Source organism: Streptomyces sp. NPDC059832 (assembly GCF_042731715.1).
Taxonomy (GTDB): domain Bacteria; phylum Actinomycetota; class Actinomycetes; order Streptomycetales; family Streptomycetaceae; genus Streptomyces.
On sequence record NZ_JBHWIY010000001.1, the window covers coordinates 259,469 to 278,669 of the forward strand.

At 72.7% G+C, this 19,201-nt stretch carries 3 protein-coding genes; all 3 read left to right on the forward strand.

Translation table 11 applies throughout. The annotated features are described in order from the left end of the window. The first annotated feature begins 63 nt into the window (after window positions 1–63). Genes ACFV8T_RS00780 through ACFV8T_RS00790 form a run of 3 tightly spaced genes read left to right on the forward strand, consistent with a single transcriptional unit; the run spans window position 64 to window position 18,534 of the window. A complete protein-coding gene (locus tag ACFV8T_RS00780; protein WP_385323025.1) occupies window positions 64–5,025 on the forward strand; it encodes a type I polyketide synthase in 4,962 nt (1,653 codons plus the stop codon). A gap of 44 nt (window positions 5,026–5,069) precedes the next feature. Continuing rightward, window positions 5,070–14,495: a type I polyketide synthase gene (locus ACFV8T_RS00785; RefSeq protein WP_385323027.1), complete on the forward strand. Its 9,426-nt coding sequence runs from the start codon at window positions 5,070–5,072 to the stop codon at window positions 14,493–14,495. A gap of 28 nt (window positions 14,496–14,523) precedes the next feature. Next, the gene (locus ACFV8T_RS00790; RefSeq protein ID WP_385323029.1) at window positions 14,524–18,534 is read left to right on the forward strand and encodes a type I polyketide synthase; all 4,011 of its coding nucleotides are present in this window, start codon (window positions 14,524–14,526) and stop codon (window positions 18,532–18,534) included. Window positions 18,535–19,201: the final 667 nt, after the last annotated feature.

Below are 19,201 nucleotides of genomic sequence, written 5' to 3' on the forward strand. Positions count from 1 at the left end.
CCAGGGCCAGCCGACACCGCCGGACCTCACCGACCCAGACCCGCTTCGAGGAGCGACCCCACCATGACTGACGAATCGAAGACCGACGAGCAGAAGCTTCGCTACTTCCTCAAGCGGGTTACGGCGGACCTCCAGGAGACCCGCGGCAAACTCCAGGCCGCCGAGGCCAAGGACCACGAGCCCATCGCCATCACGGCCATGAGCTGCCGCTTCCCCGGCAACGTCCGTTCCCCCGAGGACCTGTGGCAGGTCGTCCACTCCGGCACCGACGCCCTGTCCGCCTTCCCCGAGGACCGTGGCTGGGACTTCGAGGGCCTCTTCTTCAAGGACCCCAACGAGCCCGACCAGTCGTATTCGCTCGAAGGCGGATTCGTCTACGACGTACCCAAGTTCGACGCCGAGTTCTTCGGGATCTCGCCCCGCGAGGCCCTCGCGATGGACCCGCAGCAGCGCATCGTCCTGGAGACCGCCTGGGAGGTCGTCGAGCGGGCCGGAATCGACATGGCCTCGCTCCGCTCCACCAAGACCGGTGTGTTCATCGGCACCAGCTTCCAGGGCTACGGCGCCTCCATCGAGAACCCGCCGGAGGGCACCGAGCTCTACCTCGGCATCGGCACCACCATCAGCGTGGCCTCCGGCCGCGTCGCCTACACCTTCGGCCTCAACGGCCCGGCCGTCACCGTCGACACCGCCTGCTCGTCGTCGCTGGTCGCCCTGCACATGGCCGCCCAGTCGCTGCGCAAGAACGAGTGCTCCATGGCCCTCGTCGGCGGTGTGACCATCATGGCCAACGCCGGAGCGTTCACCGAGTTCAGCCGCCAGCGCGGCCTGTCCACCAGCGGTCGCTGCAAGGCGTTCTCCGCCGAGGCCGACGGCACCGGCTGGGGCGAGGGCATCGGCATGTTCCTCGTTGAGCGGCTCTCCGACGCCCAGGCCGCCGGACGCCAGGTGCTGGCCGTCATCCGCGGCTCCGGCATCAACCAGGACGGCGCCTCCAACGGCCTCACCGCCCCCAACGGCCCCGCCCAGGCCCGCGTCATCCGCGCGGCCCTCGACGACGCGGGCCTCTCGCCCGCGCAGATCGACCTCGTCGAGGCACACGGCACCGGCACCACCCTGGGCGACCCCATCGAGGCACAGGCGCTGCTCGCCGCGTACGGCAAGAGCCGCCCCGAGGGCCGCCCCCTGATGCTCGGCTCGGTGAAGTCGAACATCGGCCACACGCAGGCCGCCGCGGGCGCCGCCGGGCTGATCAAGACCGTCATGGCGATGCGGCACGGCGTGCTGCCGCCCACGCTCCACATCGACACGCCCTCGGAGCACGTCGACTGGAACGCGGGCGAGCTCGCCCTCGTCTCCGAACCCACCCCGTGGCCCGAGACCGGCGCCCCGCGCCGCGCCGGCGTCTCCTCGTTCGGCGTCAGCGGCACCAACTCCCACGTCATCATCGAGCAGGCCCCGCCCGCTCCCGAGCAGGCTGCCGACCCGGTCCAGAGCCCGCCCACCCGACTGCCGGCCGTCCCCTGGATCCTCTCCGCCAAGTCCCGGACGGCGCTGCGCGACCAGGCGGCGAAGCTGCTGGCGCAGATCCGCGAGGACCCGGAGACGTCCCCCACGGACATCGGCTACTCCCTCGCGCTGACCCGGTCCCGCTTCGAACACCGGGCCGCGATCGTGGGCGGCACGCGGGAGGAGTTCGTCACCGCGCTGGAGACCGTCGCCGCCGGTGAGCCCGCCTCCGGCGTGGCCACCGGATCCGCCGCGCGCGCCACCAAGCCGGTGTTCGTCTTCCCCGGCCAGGGCGCCCAGTGGGCGGGCATGGCCGTCGGACTGCTGGAGTCCTCGCCGGTGTTCGCGGCGCGGATGACCGAGTGCGCCGCCGCGCTGGAGCCGCACGTCGACTGGTCGCTGCTCGACGTGGTCCGCGGCGTCTCGGGCGCACCCGGCTTCGACCGGGTGGATGTCGTCCAGCCGGTGTTGTGGGCCGTGATGGTGTCCCTCGCGGAGGTGTGGCGGTCCTACGGTGTCGAGCCGGCTGCGGTGATCGGTCACTCGCAGGGCGAGATCGCGGCAGCCGCTGTGGCGGGCATTCTGTCGCTGGGGGATGCGGCGAAGGTGGTGGCCCTGCGCAGCCGGGCGATCGTCGCGCTTGCGGGTCGTGGTGGCATGGTGTCGGTGGCCCAGGCGGCTTTCTGGGCGCGGGAGAAGGTCGCGGCCTGGGACGGCCGGATCTCCATCGCCGCCGTCAACGGGCCTTCGTCCGTCGTCGTCTCCGGTGATCCGGAGGCCCTGGACGAGCTGCTGGCCGACTGCCGGAACGACAAGGTCCGGGCCCGCAAGGTCGATGTGGACTACGCCTCGCACTCCGCGCACGTCGAGGAGATCGAGGCCGAGCTGGCGAAGCTCCTCGCGGGTATCGCCCCGCAGACCGGCGGTACGACCCTGTACTCGTCCCTCACCGGCGCCCTGCTCGACGGTACGGAGATGGGTGCTGGCTACTGGTACAACAACCTCCGCGAGACCGTCGAGTTCGAGCAGGCCACCCGCGCCGCCCTCGCCGACGGGCACAGCGTCTTCATCGAGGTCAGCCCCCACTCCGTCCTCGCGATCGGCCTCCAGGGCACCATCGACGACGCCGAAGCCGAAGCGGCGACCCTCGGCACCCTGCGCCGCGACGAAGGCGGCCTCGACCGGTTCCTGGCCTCCCTGGCCGAGGCCCACGTCCACGGCGCGGCCGTCGACTGGGAGGCGGTCTTCGAGGGCACCGGCGCCCGGCGCGTGGCCCTGCCCACCTACGCCTTCCAGGGCGCCCGCTACTGGATCGCCGACGAGATCGCCCCGCTCCTCGCGGGCGCCGCCGCGAACGAGGCCGACGCCACCGACACCGCCTTCTGGGAGGCCGTCGAACGGTCCGACCTCCAGGGCCTCGCCGAGACGCTCCGGGTGGACGGCGACGACGCCGAGCAGACCCTCGGCACGCTGGTTCCGCTGCTGTCCTCCTGGCGGAAGCGGCTGCGCGACAAGTCCGCCACGGACGACTGGCGCTACGAAGTCTCCTGGCGCGTCCACTCCCAGCCCTCGGCCGGCCGCCTCGCCGGCACCTGGCTGGTCCCCGTCCCCGCGAGCCTCGCCGACGACCCGTACACCGCCGACGTCCTGAACGCCCTCACGGCCCAGGGCGCCGAACCGGTCGTCCTGGTCGTCGACGAGACCGGGACCACCGACCCCGAGTCGCTGGCCGACCGGATCGAAGCCACCCTCGCGCCGGAGCACCTCTCGCCCCCCACCGGCGTCCTGTCCCTGCTGGCCCTCGACGGCACCCCGCACCCCGACGGCCCGGCCGTCCCGCGCGGTTACGCCGCCTCCGTCACCCTGCTCCAGGCACTGGGCCGGGCCGGGGTCCGCGCCCCCCTGTGGACCGCCACCCGCGGCGCCGTCTCGGTCAACATCGCCGACCTGCTCGACGCCCCGTACCAGGCCGCCGTCTGGGGTCTGGGCCGCGTCGCCGCGCTCGAACACCCCGACCGCTGGGGCGGCCTGATCGACCTGCCGGCCACCTTCGACGAGCGCACCACCGCGCTCTTCGCCGGGGCCCTCGGCGACTCGGGCCCCGAGGACCAGCTCGCCGTCCGCCCGGCCGGCACCTTCGTCCGCCGCCTGCGCCGCCTCCCCCTCAAGGCGGCCACCGGCGACAGCTCCTGGCGCACCCAGGGCACCGTACTGATCACCGGCGGCACCGGCGCCCTCGGCGGCCAGGTCGCCTGCTGGCTGGCCGGCAGCGGCGCCGAGCACCTGCTGCTCGTCAGCCGCCGCGGCGCCGACGCCCCCGGCGCCGACGAGCTGCACGCCGAACTCACCGGCCTCGGCGCCCAGGTGACCATCGCCGCCTGCGACACCGGCGACCGGGACGCCCTGGCCGCCCTGCTCGGCTCCCTGCCCGCACACCAGCCGCTCACCGCGGTCGTGCACACCGCCGCGGTCCTCGACGACAGCGTCATCGACTCGCTGAGCCTGGACCAGATCGACCGGGCCCTGCACGCCAAGGCCCGTGCGGCGGTCAATCTCCACGAGCTGACCAGGGACCTGGACCTCAAGGCGTTCGTCCTGTTCTCCTCCTTCGGCGGCACCGTCGGAACCCCCGGCCAGGGCAACTACGCCCCCGGCAACGCCGTACTCGACGCACTCGCCCTGCACCGCCGCGGACAGGGGCTGCCCGCCACCTCCGTCGCCTGGGGCGCCTGGGGCGGCGGCGGCATGGCCGACGGAGACTTCGGCGACACGCTCAACCGCCACGGTCTGCGTGAGATGCGGCCCGACCTCGCCACCGGCGCCCTCCAGCAGGCGCTGGAGCAGAACGAGAGCAGCCTGCTCATCGCCGACATCGACTGGGAACGCTTCTACACCGCCTTCACCGCGATCCGCAGCAGCCCCCTGCTGGAGGACGTCCCCGAGGTCCGGGACATCGCACGGGCCATGGCCGAGGCGGGCAGCGGAGCCGAGCCCTCCGAACTCGTCCAGCGCCTGGCCGGCCTGACCGAGCAGGAGCAGGAGAACGCCCTCGTCGAGCTGATCCGCGAGTGCGTGTCCGCGGTCCTCGGCTTCTCCGGGAACGAGGCCGTGCCGGTCAAGAAGGCCTTCCGCGAGATGGGATTCGACTCGGTCACCGCAGTGGAACTGCGCAACAGGCTGTCCCTGCGCACCGGTCTGAAACTGCCGGTCACCACGGCATTCGACTACCCCACGTCCAAGACTCTGGCCGCGTTCATGCGCGAACAGCTACTCCAGGACGGTGAGGCCGCGGCGACCGCCGCCCTTGAGGAACTCGACCGGATCGAGGCCGCGATGGCGACAGTCGGTGCCGACAACGTCGGCCGTACCCGCGTCCTCCTGCGCATGAAGGCGCTTGTCGCCAGCTGGCAGGAGGAACCGCGCGGTGACGTGCCGGCCTCGGCAGCGGCGGAGATCGACTCCGCCTCGGACGACGAGATGTTCCAACTGCTCGGCAAGAAGTTCGGCATTTCGTAACCGCTGCCCAGCGCGGCAAGGACACGTCAAGAAAGGACGTCAGGGTGGCGAACGAAGAAAAGCTCCGCTACTTCCTCAAGCGGGTCAGCACCGATCTCGACGCGGCGCAGGAGCGCCTGCGCGAGCGGGAGGCCCGTGACACGGAGCCGATCGCGATCGTCGGCATGAGCTGCAGGTTCCCCGGGGGTGTACGCACCCCCGCGGATCTGTGGCGGCTCGTGTTCGACGGCACCGACGCCATGGCGCCCTTCCCGACCGACCGGGGCTGGGACCTCGGGTCGATCATCGACACCGACTCCGACCAGTCGGGGACCTCCTACGTCGCCGACGGAGGGTTCCTCGAAGGAGTCGCCGAGTTCGACCCGGGGTTCTTCGGGATCTCGCCCCGCGAGGCCCTCGCGATGGACCCGCAGCAGCGGCTCCTGCTGGAGACCTCCTGGGAGGCCTTCGAGCACGCGGGCATCGACCCCGAGACCGTGCGGGGCAGCCAGGTCGGCGTGTTCGCCGGAACGAACGGCCAGGACTACCCGCTCCTCCTCGTCGGCAACCAGGCGGGCCTGGAGGGCTACCTCGGCACCGGCAGCGCGGCGGCCGTCGTCTCCGGCCGCATCTCGTACACGATGGGCCTGGAAGGCCCCGCGGTGACCGTCGACACGGCCTGCTCGTCGTCGCTGGTCGCCCTGCACCTGGCCGCCCAGTCGCTGCGCAACGGCGAATGCTCCATGGCCCTGGCCGGCGGGGTGACCCTCATGGCGACCCCGGGCATGTTCATCGACTTCAGCCGCCAGCGCGGCCTCGCCACGAACGGCCGCTGCAAGGCCTTCGCGGATGCCGCCGACGGCACCGGCTTCTCCGAGGGCGTCGGCATGCTCCTCGTGGAGCGGCTCTCGGACGCCCAGCGCAACGGCCACAAGGTCCTCGCCGTCGTACGGGGCTCCGCGGTCAACCAGGACGGCGCCTCCAACGGCCTCACCGCCCCCAACGGACCGTCGCAGAAGCGCGTCATCCTCAAGGCCCTCGACAACGCCGGTATGGCGACCGACGACATCGACGTGATCGAGGCGCACGGCACGGGCACGACGCTGGGCGACCCGATCGAGGCCCAGGCCCTGCTGGCCACCTACGGCCAGAACCGGCCCGAGGACCGCCCGCTGTGGCTCGGCTCGCTGAAGTCCAACATCGGCCACACCCAGGCCGCCGCGGGCGTCGCCGGGGTCATGAAGATGGTCCTGGCCCTGCAGAACGGCGTCCTGCCGCAGACCCTGCACATCGACAGGCCCTCGACCCACGTGGACTGGTCCGAGGGCGACGTACGGCTTCTGGACGAGCGCCGCGACTGGCCCGAGACCGGCGCCCCGCGCCGGGCGGGCGTCTCGGCGTTCGGCGTCAGCGGGACGAACGCCCACGTGATCCTGGAACAGGCCCCGGAGGCCCCGGAGGCTGCGGGAGACGTGCGCCCGGTGGTCGGGTTGCCGGCTGTCCCGTGGGTGCTGTCGGCGAAGTCGCCGCAGGCTCTGGCGGATCAGGCGGGTCGTCTGCTGGCGCGGGTCCGTGGTGATGCCGGGGTTTCGGTGGTCGATCTGGGTTATTCGTTGGCGTTGACCCGGTCCCGTTTCGAGTATCGGGCCGGTGTGGTGGCCGGTGAGCGTGCGGAGTTCGTTGCCGCGCTGGAGGCGATTGCTTCTGGTGGGCCGGTTCCGGGTGTGGTGCGTGGGGTTGCGGCGGATGCCGAGGTGCGTCCGGTGTTCGTGTTCCCGGGGCAGGGGGCGCAGTGGGCCGGGATGGCGGTGGGTTTGCTGGAGTCCTCGCCGGTGTTCGCGGCGCGGATGGCGGAGTGTGCGGCTGCGCTGGAGCCGTACGTCGACTGGTCGTTGCTGGACGTCGTGCGTGGCGCGCCGGGTCTGGACCGGGTGGATGTGGTTCAGCCGGTGTTGTGGGCCGTGATGGTGTCCCTGGCGGAGGTGTGGCGTTCGTACGGTGTCGAGCCGGCTGCGGTGATCGGTCACTCGCAGGGTGAGATCGCGGCAGCCGCTGTGGCGGGCATTCTGTCGCTGGGGGATGCGGCGGAGGTGGTGGCCCTGCGCAGTCAGGCGATCGTCGCGCTTGCGGGTCGTGGTGGCATGGTGTCGGTGGCGCAGCCCGCCGTGTGGGTGCGGGAGAAGATTGCGGCCTGGGACGGTCGGATCTCCATCGCCGCCGTCAACGGGCCTTCGTCCGTGGTCGTTTCGGGCGATCCGGAGGCCCTGGACGAGCTGGTCATCGACTGCCGGGCCCACGAGATCCGCGCGCGCAAGGTGGATGTGGACTACGCCTCGCACTCCGCCCACGTGGAGGAGATCGAGGCGGAGCTGGCGAAGCTGCTCGCGGGCATTGCGCCGAGCGCAGGCGATGTGCCCCTGTACTCCTCCCTCACCGGTGGATTGCTCAACGGTACGGAGATGGGTTCCGGGTACTGGTACAACAACCTCCGCGAGACCGTCGAGTTCGAGCAGGCCACCCGTACTGCCCTTGCCGACGGCCACACCGTCTTCATCGAGGTCAGCCCCCACCCGGTCCTCTCCCTCGGTCTCCAGGGCACCATCGAGGACACCGCCACCGACGCAGCGGTCCTCGGCACCCTGCGCCGCGACGAAGGCGGACTCGACCGCTTCCTGACCTCCCTCACCGAGGCCCACGTCCACGGCACCACCGTCGACTGGACAACCGTCTTCGCCGACACCGGCGCCCAGCGCGTCGCCCTCCCCACTTACGCCTTCCAACGCACCCACTACTGGCCGGACTCGCCCGCCGCGGCACTTGTCGAGGCCATCGACCCGGACGACGCCGCCTTCTGGGAGGCCATCGAGCACCAGGACCTGGACGCGCTCGCCCAGACCCTCGGACGTGTCGACGAGCCCACCGCGGCCTCGCTCGAAACCGTGCTGCCCGTCCTGGCTGCCTGGCGCCGCCACCGCCGCGAGCGTTCGGCCTCCGGTTCCTGGCGTTACCAGATCACCTGGAAGCCACTCCCGAGCGCCCTCGAAGCCTCGCTGACGGGCCGTTGGCTGATCGCCGTACCCGCGAACCTCTCCGCCGACGACACCCTGATCGTCGAGACCGTCGCCGCGGGCCTGGCCCGGCACGGCGCCCAGACCGCCCGCATCACCGTCTCCGGCGGCGCTCCCGACCGCGAGGAGCTCGCCGGCCTGCTCGCGGGCGACTGGAACCTGGCCGGTGTGCTCTCCCTGCTCTCCCTGGCCGTCGGCACGCACGACGATCACCCGGGCGTGCCCGCGGGGCTGGCCGCCGAGCTCACCCTCGTCCAGGCACTGAACGACGCCGGAGTCGAGGCACCTCTGTGGTGCGCCACGCACGGCGCGGTGGCCACCAGCGGCGCCGACCCTCTGCTCAACCCCGCCTGTGCCGCCGTCTGGGGGCTCGGCCAGGTCGCGGCCATCGAGCAGCCCGCCACCTGGGGCGGCCTGGTCGACCTGCCCGTCGTCGTGGACGAGCGTGCCGCCGACCGGCTGGTGGGGCTCCTCGCCGGACGCGACGGCACCGAGGACGCGTTCGCCGTACGCACCGCAGGCGTGCTGGCCCGCCGTCTGACCCGCGCACCGCTCGCCGCCGAAGCGGACGAGTGGTCGCCGCGCGGCACCGTCCTGATCACCGGCGGCACCGGGGCCCTCGGCGGGCACGTCGCCCGCTGGCTGGCCCGTAACGGCGCCGAACACCTCGTACTGACCAGCCGCCGCGGCCTCGACGCCCCCGGCGCGGCCGAACTGCGCGACGAACTCACCGCGTTGGGCACCTCGGTCACCATCGCGGCCTGCGACGTCGCCGACCGCGACGCGCTGGTCTCCGTACTCGCACGGATTCCCGCCGAGTACCCGCTGACCGCCGTCGTCCACACGGCGGGTGTGCTCGACGACGGCGTCCTGCCCTCGATGAGCCCCGCCCGCTTCGCGCAGGTTCTCGATTCCAAGGCGACCGCCGCGGCCCACCTGCACGAGCTGACCCAGGACCTCGACCTCGACGCGTTCGTCCTGTTCTCCTCGCTGGCCGGGACGTTCGGCAACGCGGGCCAGGCCAACTACGCCTCCGCCAACGCACTGCTCGACGCACTCGCCCACCACCGCGTCTCCCTCGGCCTCCCGGCCACCTCCATCGCCTGGGGTGCCTGGGGCGGCGGTGGCCTCGCCACCGACCCGCTCATCGCCCAGCGCATGGAGCGCGGCGGCATGCCCGCCATGGACCCCGAGGTCGCGGTCGCCGTCATGGTCAAGTCCGTCGCGGCAGGCGAGGCCTGTGCCGCCATCGCCGACGTCGACTGGGCCGTGCTCGCGCCGGGCCGGCTGGCCACCGGCCGGGCCGCGCTCATCGGTGACATCGACGACGTACGCCGCGCCGCCGCCGCGTTCACCACCCCGGCCGCCCCCGCCGCCGACACCGGCGGCACCGGTGTCCTCGCCGCCCGGCTGGCCGAACTCTCGCCAGCCGACGGCACCCGGATGCTGCTGGACCTGGTGCGCGGCCAGGCCGCCGCGGTACTCGGTCACAGGTCCGACGACGACGTGCAACCGGGCAAGGCGTTCCGGGAGCTCGGCTTCGACTCCCTGACCGCCGTCGAACTGCGCAACCTGCTCGCCGCCACCACGGGGCTCCGTCTGCCGGCCACCCTGGTCTTCGACTACCCGACCCCCAACGAACTGGCCGCCTTCCTGCACGCGGAACTGGCGCCCACCGCAAGCGCCGCCGCCGGGACCGTCGCCGCCCCGGCCCTCCCGGCCGACGCCGACGACCCCGTGGTGATCGTGGGCATGGGCTGCCGCTTCCCGGCCGGTGTGAGCTCGCCCGAGCAGCTGTGGGACCTGCTCGCCGCAGGCACCGACGCGATCTCGCCGCTCCCCGGCGACCGCGGCTGGAGCCTGGAGCAGTACTACGACGCCGACCCGAACAAGCCCGGCGCCTCGCACGTCCGCGAAGGCGGATTCATCGATGCCATCAGCGAGTTCGACCCCGCCTTCTTCGGGATCTCGCCGCGCGAGGCCCTCGCCATGGACCCGCAGCAGCGGCTTCTGCTGGAGACCGCCTGGGACGCCTTCGAACGCGCCGGCATCGACCCGACCTCGCTCAAGGGCAGCCGTACCGGCGTGTTCGTCGGCACCAACGGCCAGGACTACGCCAACCTGCTGATCGGCTCCACCGAGGGCGTCCAGGGCTACGTGGCCACCGGCAGCTCCGCCAGCGTGCTCTCCGGACGCATCGCCTACACCCTTGGTTTCGAGGGCCCCGCGGTCTCCGTCGACACGGCCTGTTCCTCCTCACTCGTCGCGCTGCACTGGGCCGTCCAGGCACTGCGGACCGGCGAATGCGAACTCGCCGTCGCGGGCGGCGTCACCGTCATGTCCACCCCGGGCGTGTTCCTGGAGTTCAGCCAGCAGGGCGTACTCGCCGCCGACGGACGGGTGAAGGCCTTCGCGGACTCCGCCGACGGCACCGGCTGGGGCGAGGGCGTGGGCGTCCTGCTCGTCGAGCGACTGTCCACCGCCCGTCGTAACGGCCACCAGGTCCTCGCCGTCGTAGCCGGTTCCGCCGTCAACCAGGACGGCGCCTCCAACGGCCTGACCGCCCCCAACGGCCCGTCCCAGCAGCGTGTCATCCGCCAGGCCCTGGCCAACGCCGGGCTGTCCGGCGGCGAGGTCGACGCGGTCGAGGCACACGGTACGGGGACGACGCTGGGCGACCCGATCGAGGCACAGGCGCTGCTCGCCACGTACGGCCGTGAGCGCGCCGAGGGCGGGGAACCCCTGCTGCTCGGCTCGATCAAGTCGAACATCGGTCACACCCAGGCCGCGGCCGGTGTCGCGGGCGTCATCAAGATGGTCATGGCCATGCGCCACGGCGTACTCCCGAAGACCCTGCACGTCGACCAGCCCTCCACCCAGGTGGACTGGGAGGCCGGCGCGGTCGAGCTGCTCACCGGGAACCGGGACTGGCCCGAGACGGGCGACCGTCCGCGTCGCTCCGCCGTCTCCTCCTTCGGCATCAGCGGCACCAACGCGCACGTCATCCTCGCGCAGGCACCGGCCGGGCCGGAGCAGGCCGCCGATCCGGACCCGACGTCCGGGGCGCTGCCACCGCTGGTCCCGTTGGTGCTGTCGGCCAGGTCGGACCAGGCCCTGGCCGGTCAGGCCGAGCGGCTTCTCGCCCGGATCCGTGAGGACGGCGGATCCTCGCTCGTCGACATCGGCCACTCGCTGGCCACGCACCGGGCCCAACTGGAGCGCCGCGCCGCCGTGGTGGCGGCGGACCGCGCCGAACTCCTGCGCGGCCTGGAGGTCCTGGCCGCCGGAGCGACGGCCGCGGGAGTGGTGAAGGGCCAGGCGGCTGCCGGTCGTTCGGCGTTCCTGTTCTCGGGTCAGGGTTCGCAGCGGTCGGGGATGGGGCGTGAGCTGTACGAGGCGTATCCGGTGTTCGCGGACGCGTTCGACGCGGTGTGTGCGGAGCTGGACCGTCATCTCGATCGGCCGGTGAGGGAGGTGGTGTTCGGTGGGTCGGAGTTGATCGACCAGACCGTCTACACCCAGGCGGGCCTGTTCGCGATCGAGGTCGCGTTGTTCCGGCTGCTGGAGCACTGGGGTGTGACCCCGGACTACCTCCTCGGCCACTCGATCGGTGAGCTGGCCGCCGCACATGCGGCGGGCGTCTGGTCCCTGGAGGACGCGGCGGCACTGGTCGCCGCCCGGGGCCGGCTGATGCAGGCACTGCCCACCGGCGGTGCCATGGTCGCGGTCCAGGCCGCCGAGGCCGAGATCCTGCCGCTCCTCACGGAGGACGTTTCGATCGCCGCGATCAACGGCCCGAATTCCGTGGTCGTCTCGGGCGGCGAGGACGCCGTACTGGCCATCGCGTCCGGCTTCGCCAAGACGAAGCGCCTGCGCGTCAGTCACGCCTTCCACTCACCGCGCATGGAACCGATGCTGGCCGAGTTCAGGGCGGTCGCCGAGGGCCTGACCTTCCACGCCCCACAGATCCCCATCGTCTCCAACCTCACCGGTGAACTCGCGGGCGAGGAACTGCTGTCGGCCGACTACTGGGTGGACCACGTCCGCCAGGCCGTCCGCTTCCTCGACGGCATGCGCCACCTGGAGTCCCAGGGCGTCACGACGTACCTGGAACTCGGCCCCGGTGGCGCGCTCGCCGCGATAGGCCAGGACTGCCTCGTCGAACCCCGTAAGAAGGTGCTGATCCCCGCCCTGCGCAAGGCTCTCGACGAGCCGCGCAGTGTCATCGGCGCGCTCGCCGACGCCCATGTGCACGGCGCGGCCCTGGACTGGAGCCGCTTCTACGCCGGAACCGGTGCCCGGCGCGTCGACCTGCCCACCTACGCCTTCGACCGCCAGCGGTACTGGCCGCAGGCCCCCGAGCAGCCGGTGCTGCCCGCTCCGGCCGCCGCGCCCGCCGAGCACGCGGTCGACACGGCCCTGTGGGAAGCCATCGACTCCGGCGACCTCTCGGCCCTCCTGGCCGGAATCGGCCTGACCGGTGACGTCCCGCTCAAGGACGCCCTCCCCGCCCTGTCCACCTGGCGCCACCGACGGCGCCGACAGGACATCGTGGACAACTGGCGCTACGAGGCGGTCTGGCAGCCCTTCGCCGCCCCCACGTCCGGCACCGCGCTCTCCGGCCGCTGGCTGCTGGCCGTCCCCGCGTCCCTCGCCACCACCGAGCTCGCCGAGTGGGCGGAACAGGGCCTGAAGTCGGCCGGCGCCGAGGTCGTCCGGCTGGAGGCCGGTGCCACCGACTTCTCCGCGCACACCGACGCCGTCGGCGTCCTCTCCCTGCTGGGGCTCGACGACACGGCCCTCGACCGGGGCGTGGCCCCCGGCCTGGCCGACACGCTCGCCCTCGTCCAGCGGCTCGGCGAGGCCGGTGTCCAGGCGCCGCTGTGGGCCTTCACCCGAGGAGCCGTCTCCACGGGACCGGCCGACCCGCTGCGCAGCCCCGCCCAGACCCAGGTCTGGGGCCTGGGCCGGGTGGTCGCCCTGGAGCACCCGAAGTGCTGGGGCGGTCTGATCGACCTGCCCGAGACCCTCGACCCCGCCGCCTGGGACCGCGCCGCCGCCCTCCTCGCCGGTTCCGACGGCGAGGACCAGGCCGCGGTCCGCGCCGAAGGGGCCTTCGTACGCCGCGTCGTGCGCGGCCGGACCGGCCCCGACGCCGGCTGGACCGTACGCGGCACCGTGCTGATCACCGGCGGTACCGGCGGACTCGGTGCCAGGGTGGCCCGCTGGGCCGCCGCAGGCGGCGCCGACCGCGTCGTCCTCACCGGCCGGCGCGGCAAGGACGCCCCGGGCGCCGCCGAACTGTGCGCGCAGATAGAGGAGTTGGGTGCCCGCGCCACCGTCGTCGCCTGCGACGCGACCGACCGGACCGCACTCACCGAGCTGGCCCGCTCGCTGGAGGCCGAGGGCACACCGGTCCGCTCCGTGGTCCACACCGCGGGAGTCGGACAGGCCACCGCCCTCGCCGCCATCACCCCGGAGGAACTGGCCGGGGTCCTGGACGCCAAGGTGACCGGCGCGGCCAACCTCGACGCCGTCTTCGCGGACGCCGAGCTGGACGCGTTCGTCCTCTTCTCCTCCATCTCGGCCACCTGGGGCAGCGGCTGGCAGGGCGGCTACGCCGCGGCCAACGCCTACCTCGACGGACTCGCCGAGGAACGCCGCGCCCGTGGCCGGGCCGCCACCTCTCTCGCCTGGGGCCCCTGGGCCGGCGGCGGCCTCGCCCAGGGCGAGGCCGTGGAACAACTGGAGCGCCGGGGCCTGACCCTGATGGATCCGGACACCGCCATCGCGGCCATGGGCCGGGCACTCGCCCTGAATGAGGCGTGCGTCACCGTGGCCGACGTGGCCTGGGAGAAGTTCGCGCCCTCGTTCACCGCCCTGCGCCCCAGCCGGCTGCTGAGCGAGCTGTACGATCCGCGACCCGGCGGCCGGGCCACGGCGGACACCGACCAGGCTCCGGAGGGGGCACAGGAAGCCTCCGCGGCCCTGCACGCGCGGCTGGTCCCCGCACCCGCCGACGAACAGCGGCGCATCCTTCAGGAGCTGGTGCGGGCCGAGGCCGCCCAGGTGCTCGGCTACGCGTCCGCGCATGCGATCGAACCGGACCGGGCCTTCCGCGACCTCGGATTCGACTCGGTGATGGGCATCGAACTGCGCAACCGCCTCAACGAGGCGACCGGGCTCGACCTCGACTCGACGATCGTCTTCGACGAGCCGTCGCCCGAGACGCTCGCCGAGCGCATCCGCCACGAACTGCTGCCGGAGACGGCCGTCGCGACGGACGACCCGGACGGCATCCCGGCCGCCGAACTGGCCGACGGCGACCGCGTCGACGGTGATCGCACCGATCGCAGCGACGAGATCAAGGCCATGGACGTCCAGGAGCTGATCCGCATGGCAATGGAGACGAAGAGCGCATGAGGGCGCGAACGTACAGGGGGAACAGCTGATGGATTCAGGTGCCGACCAGATCGTCGAGGCGCTCCGCTCCGCCCTCGTGGACAACGAGCGGCTGAAACTGCAGAACCAGCGGTTGGCCGACGCGTCGACCGAGCCCATCGCCATCGTCGGGATGAGCTGCCGGCTGCCCGGCGGCGCCGACTCCCCGGAGGCGCTGTGGCAGCTCGTGCTCGACGGCAGGGACGCCGTCTCGGCCGTGCCCACCGACCGGGGCTGGGACCCGGCGTGGCTGCGCGGCCCCGACGAACCGGCGGACGCACCGCTCTCGTTGGAGGGCGGCTTCGTCCACGACGCCCCGTGCTTCGACCCGGCACCGTTCGGGATCAGCCCGCACGAGGCCCTGGCCATGGACCCGCAGCAGCGGCTCCTGCTGGAGGCCACCTGGGAGGCCCTCGAACGCGGCGGCTTCGACCCGACCGCGCTGAAGGGGACACCCACCGGCGTCTTCGTCGGCTGCTCGGCCTCCGGGTACAGCGCGACCATGTACGGCGACGCGCAGGGGAGCGAGTCGTACCTGCTCACCGGCACCGCGGGCGGTGTGCTCTCCGGCCGCATCTCCTACGCCTTCGGCCTGGAGGGCCCCGCCGTCACCGTGGACACGGCGTGCTCGTCGTCGTCCGTGGCGCTCCACCTGGCCGTCCAGTCGCTGCGCAAGGGCGAATGCACGCTCGCCGTCGCGGGCGGCGCCGCCGTCATCGCCACTCCCGGCGTCTTCGCCGAGTTCAGCAAGCAGGGCGGGCTGGCCGCCGACGGCCGCTGCAAGGCCTTCTCCGACGACGCGGACGGCACCGGCTGGGCCGAGGGCACCGGCATGCTGCTCCTGGAGCGGCTCTCGGAAGCCCGCCGCAACGGGCACGAGGTACTGGCCGTCATCCGCGGCTCCGCCGTCAACCAGGACGGCGCGAGCAACGGCCTCACGGCCCCCAGCGGCCCGGCGCAGCGCCGGGTCATCCGGCAGGCCCTCGCCGACGCCCGCCTCACCACGGCCGATGTGGACGTCGTCGAGGCGCACGGCACCGGCACCACCCTGGGCGACCCGATCGAGGCGCAGGCACTGCTCGCCACCTACGGGCAGGGCCGCCCCGAGGACCGGCCGCTGTGGCTGGGCTCCCTGAAGTCCAACATGGGCCACCCGCAGGCCACCGCCGGTGTCGCGGGCGTCATCAAGATGGTCATGGCCATCCGTAACGGCGTACTGCCGCGCACGCTGCACGCCGACGAGCCCTCGACCCACGTCAAGTGGTCGGCGGGCGCGGTCCGGCTGCTCAGTGAGCAGCAGCCGTGGCCCGAGACCGGCCGGGCACGCCGAGCGGGCGTCTCCTCGTTCGGCATGAGCGGTACGAACGTCCACCTCATCGTGGAGCAGGCGCCGGAGGAGGACCCGGCGACGCCGGAGCCGGAGAAGGCAACCGCCGAGGACGGCCTCGCCGTCGTCCCCTGGGTGCTGTCGGCCAAGACCGAGCAGGCTCTGCGCGCCCAGGCCGAGCGCCTGCTCGACCGCGTACGTGAGGACACCGGGACCTCCCTCACGGACATCGGCTACTCCCTCGCCCTGACCCGCACGGCCTTCAACCACCGGGCGGCCGTGGTCGCCGGTGAACGCGCGGACTTCCTCGCCGCACTGAAGTCCCTCGCCGAGGGCACACCGGCAGCCGCGGCCGTGTCCGGCGTGGCCGGCCGGGGATCCCGCCCGGTCTTCGTGTTCCCGGGGCAGGGGGCGCAGTGGGTCGGCATGGCAGTGGGGCTGCTGGACGCCTCACCCGCGTTCGCGGCACGGATGGCCGAGTGCGCGGCGGCGCTTGAGCCGTACACCGACTGGTCGTTGCTCGATGTCGTACGCGGTACGGAGGGCACGCCCGGCCTGGACCGGGTGGATGTGGTCCAGCCCGTGCTCTGGGCCGTGATGGTGTCCCTCGCCGAGGTATGGCGTTCGTACGGTGTCGAGCCGGCCGCCGTGATCGGTCACTCGCAGGGCGAGATCGCGGCTGCGGCGGTCGCGGGCATTCTGTCGCTGGGCGACGCGGCGAAGGTGGTGGCGCTGCGCAGCCGGGCGATCATCGCGCTCGCGGGCCGGGGCGGCATGGTGTCGGTGGCCCAGCCCGCAGCGTGGGTGCGGCAGAAGATCGCGCTCTGGGACGGCCGTATCTCCATCGCCGCCGTCAACGGGCCCTCCTCCGTCGTCGTCTCCGGCGACCCGGAGGCCCTGGACGAGCTGGTCACCGACTGCCGGACCAACGAGATCCGCGCCCGCAAGATTGATGTGGACTACGCCTCCCACTCCGCCCACGTCGAGGAGATCGAGACCGAACTCGCCCGACTTCTGGCGGGTGTTGAGCCCGGCGCGGGCGATGTGGCCCTGTACTCGTCCCTCACCGGAGCCGTCCTGAGCGGTACGGAGATGGGCTCGGGGTACTGGTACGACAACCTCCGCGAGACCGTCGAGTTCGAGCAGGCCACCCGGGCCGCCCTGGCCGACGGGCACTCCGTGTTCATCGAGGTCAGCCCCCACCCGGTCCTCGCGATCGGCCTCCAGGGCACCGTCGAGAACGTCGGCGCCGATGCCGCGGTCCTCGGCACCCTGCGCCGCCAGGAAGGCGGCCATGACCGGTTCCTGACCTCGCTGGCCGAGGCCCACTGCCACGGCACGACCGTCGACTGGACGGCCGTCTTCGCGAACACCGGCGCCACCCGCGTCGCCCTCCCCACCTACGCCTTCCAGCGCACCCACTACTGGCCGGCCCCGCCCGCGCCCGGCACCTTCTTCTCGGCCCCCGCGCCCTCGGGCGAGCCGGCCGATGCGCTCGACGAGGAAGAAGTGTCCCGGGCGAGCGGGGAGTTCGCCGCGCGGCTGAGGGACGCACCGGCCGCCGAAAGGCACTGGCTGCTCGTCGGTCTGGTGACGCAGCACGCCGCCGCCGTCCTGGGCCACGACTCGGCCGAGGCCATCGAGAAGGACACCAACTTCCTGGAGCAGGGCTTCGACTCCCTGACCGCGCTCAGGATGCGCAACAACCTCCAGCAGGTCCTCGGCGTCACCCTGTCGCCGACCCTGCTGTTCGACCACGCCACCCCGGTCCGGCTCTCCCGCCACCTGGCCGAGCGGCTGCTCGGCGCCGAGGCCGGGGCCGAGGGCGGCGAGGACGCGGACGAGACTCCGCAGACCGGTGCCAACGGCCTGCTCGGACAGCTCTTCCGGCACAGCCGGGACATCGGCAGGCCCGTGGAATACACGGAACTGCTGATCAACCTGGCCTCCTTCCGCCCGACCTACGAGGACCACGCGAGCCTGGAGACACCGCACCGCGCGGTCCCGCTGGGCCGGTCCGACGGGGAGCGGGAGCGCCCGGCGCTGATCAGCTGCTGCACCATGTCGATGCTGTCCGGCGCCCACGAGTACGCACGCCTGGCGGCGGGCTTCCGCGGGGTGCGGGACGTCTATGCCCTCCCGCACCCCGGGTTCGGGGCCGGCCAGGACCTGCCCGCGAGCCGCGACACACTGCTGCGGACCCACGCGGACACGGTCCTGCGGACCGTCGGCGACCGCCCGTTCGTCCTCACCGGGCATTCCGGCGGCGCCATGGTCGCCAACGTCCTCTCGCTGGAACTGGCCAGGCAGGGCCGCGCCCCCGACGCCGTGGTCCTCATGGACAGCTACCCCGTCGACAGCGAGGTGCTCGTCAACTGGATCCCGCAGATGCTCGACGGAATGGTCGAACGGGACAGCGCGTACACGCCGATGGACGACTACCGGACCACGGCGTGGGCGGCGTACCTCCAGTTCTTCTTCGACTGGAAGGCCCAGCCGCTCGACGTACCCACCCTCCTGGTCCGCGCCGCCGACCCGCTCGGCACCATCCCCGAGGACGCCGACTGGCGCGCCCAGTGGCCGTACGAACACGACGTGGTCGATGTCCCCGGCGACCACTTCACCATGCTGGGCGACCATTCGGAGGACGTCGCCAAGCGCATCCAGGAGTGGCTGAACGACCGGGGCCTGTAGACGGTCCCTGACGATCCCGCCTGCCGCGAGGCGTCCGGCACGGCCAAGGACGGTCGGGCCGGGCCGCGGGCCTGGTGGCCCGCTCCCGGCTCCGGTCCAGCACGGTCCGCGTCCGCTGCGGGCCGCTGCGCCGGCCGGACCAGCCAGTGAGCGGGTGCAGCACCTGTGCGGGCTCGGGCACACGGCCATCGACGCGTAGCACACGCATAGGGCGCGCCACGCTCACCGATTTCAAGAGCGCCATTTCGGTGAGCACCCCCGCCGCGCGGTGAGCATCATCCAGGTCGCGGCAGGGTTCACGGCAACACCGTAGGCGTCAAAGGGCGCCACGAAGCTGAGCACCTACTTGGCCGAACGGGCCAACGGCCCGAGGCCGGCGAGTTGGTGATGCCGGTGGGGCGGCAGTGGGCGGGGCGGACACCGGTGGCGGTGAACGCGGAGGAAGAGGGTCCGCTTCAGCTGTCTGTTGCCACGGAGGAAGAGCTGTTCACCGAGGCATGGAAGGCAGGACAGCCCCCCGGCAGCCGGGCCCGGACGGTCTGCCCTTCACCGCCCGCCTGACCCACCGCACGGCGGCCGGCACCTGGACTCAACGAGGGCGAAGGCCGGTACTTCTGGTTGTGGCGGCAGAACGCCTACGCCTTCATGGGACATGCGATTGGATGGC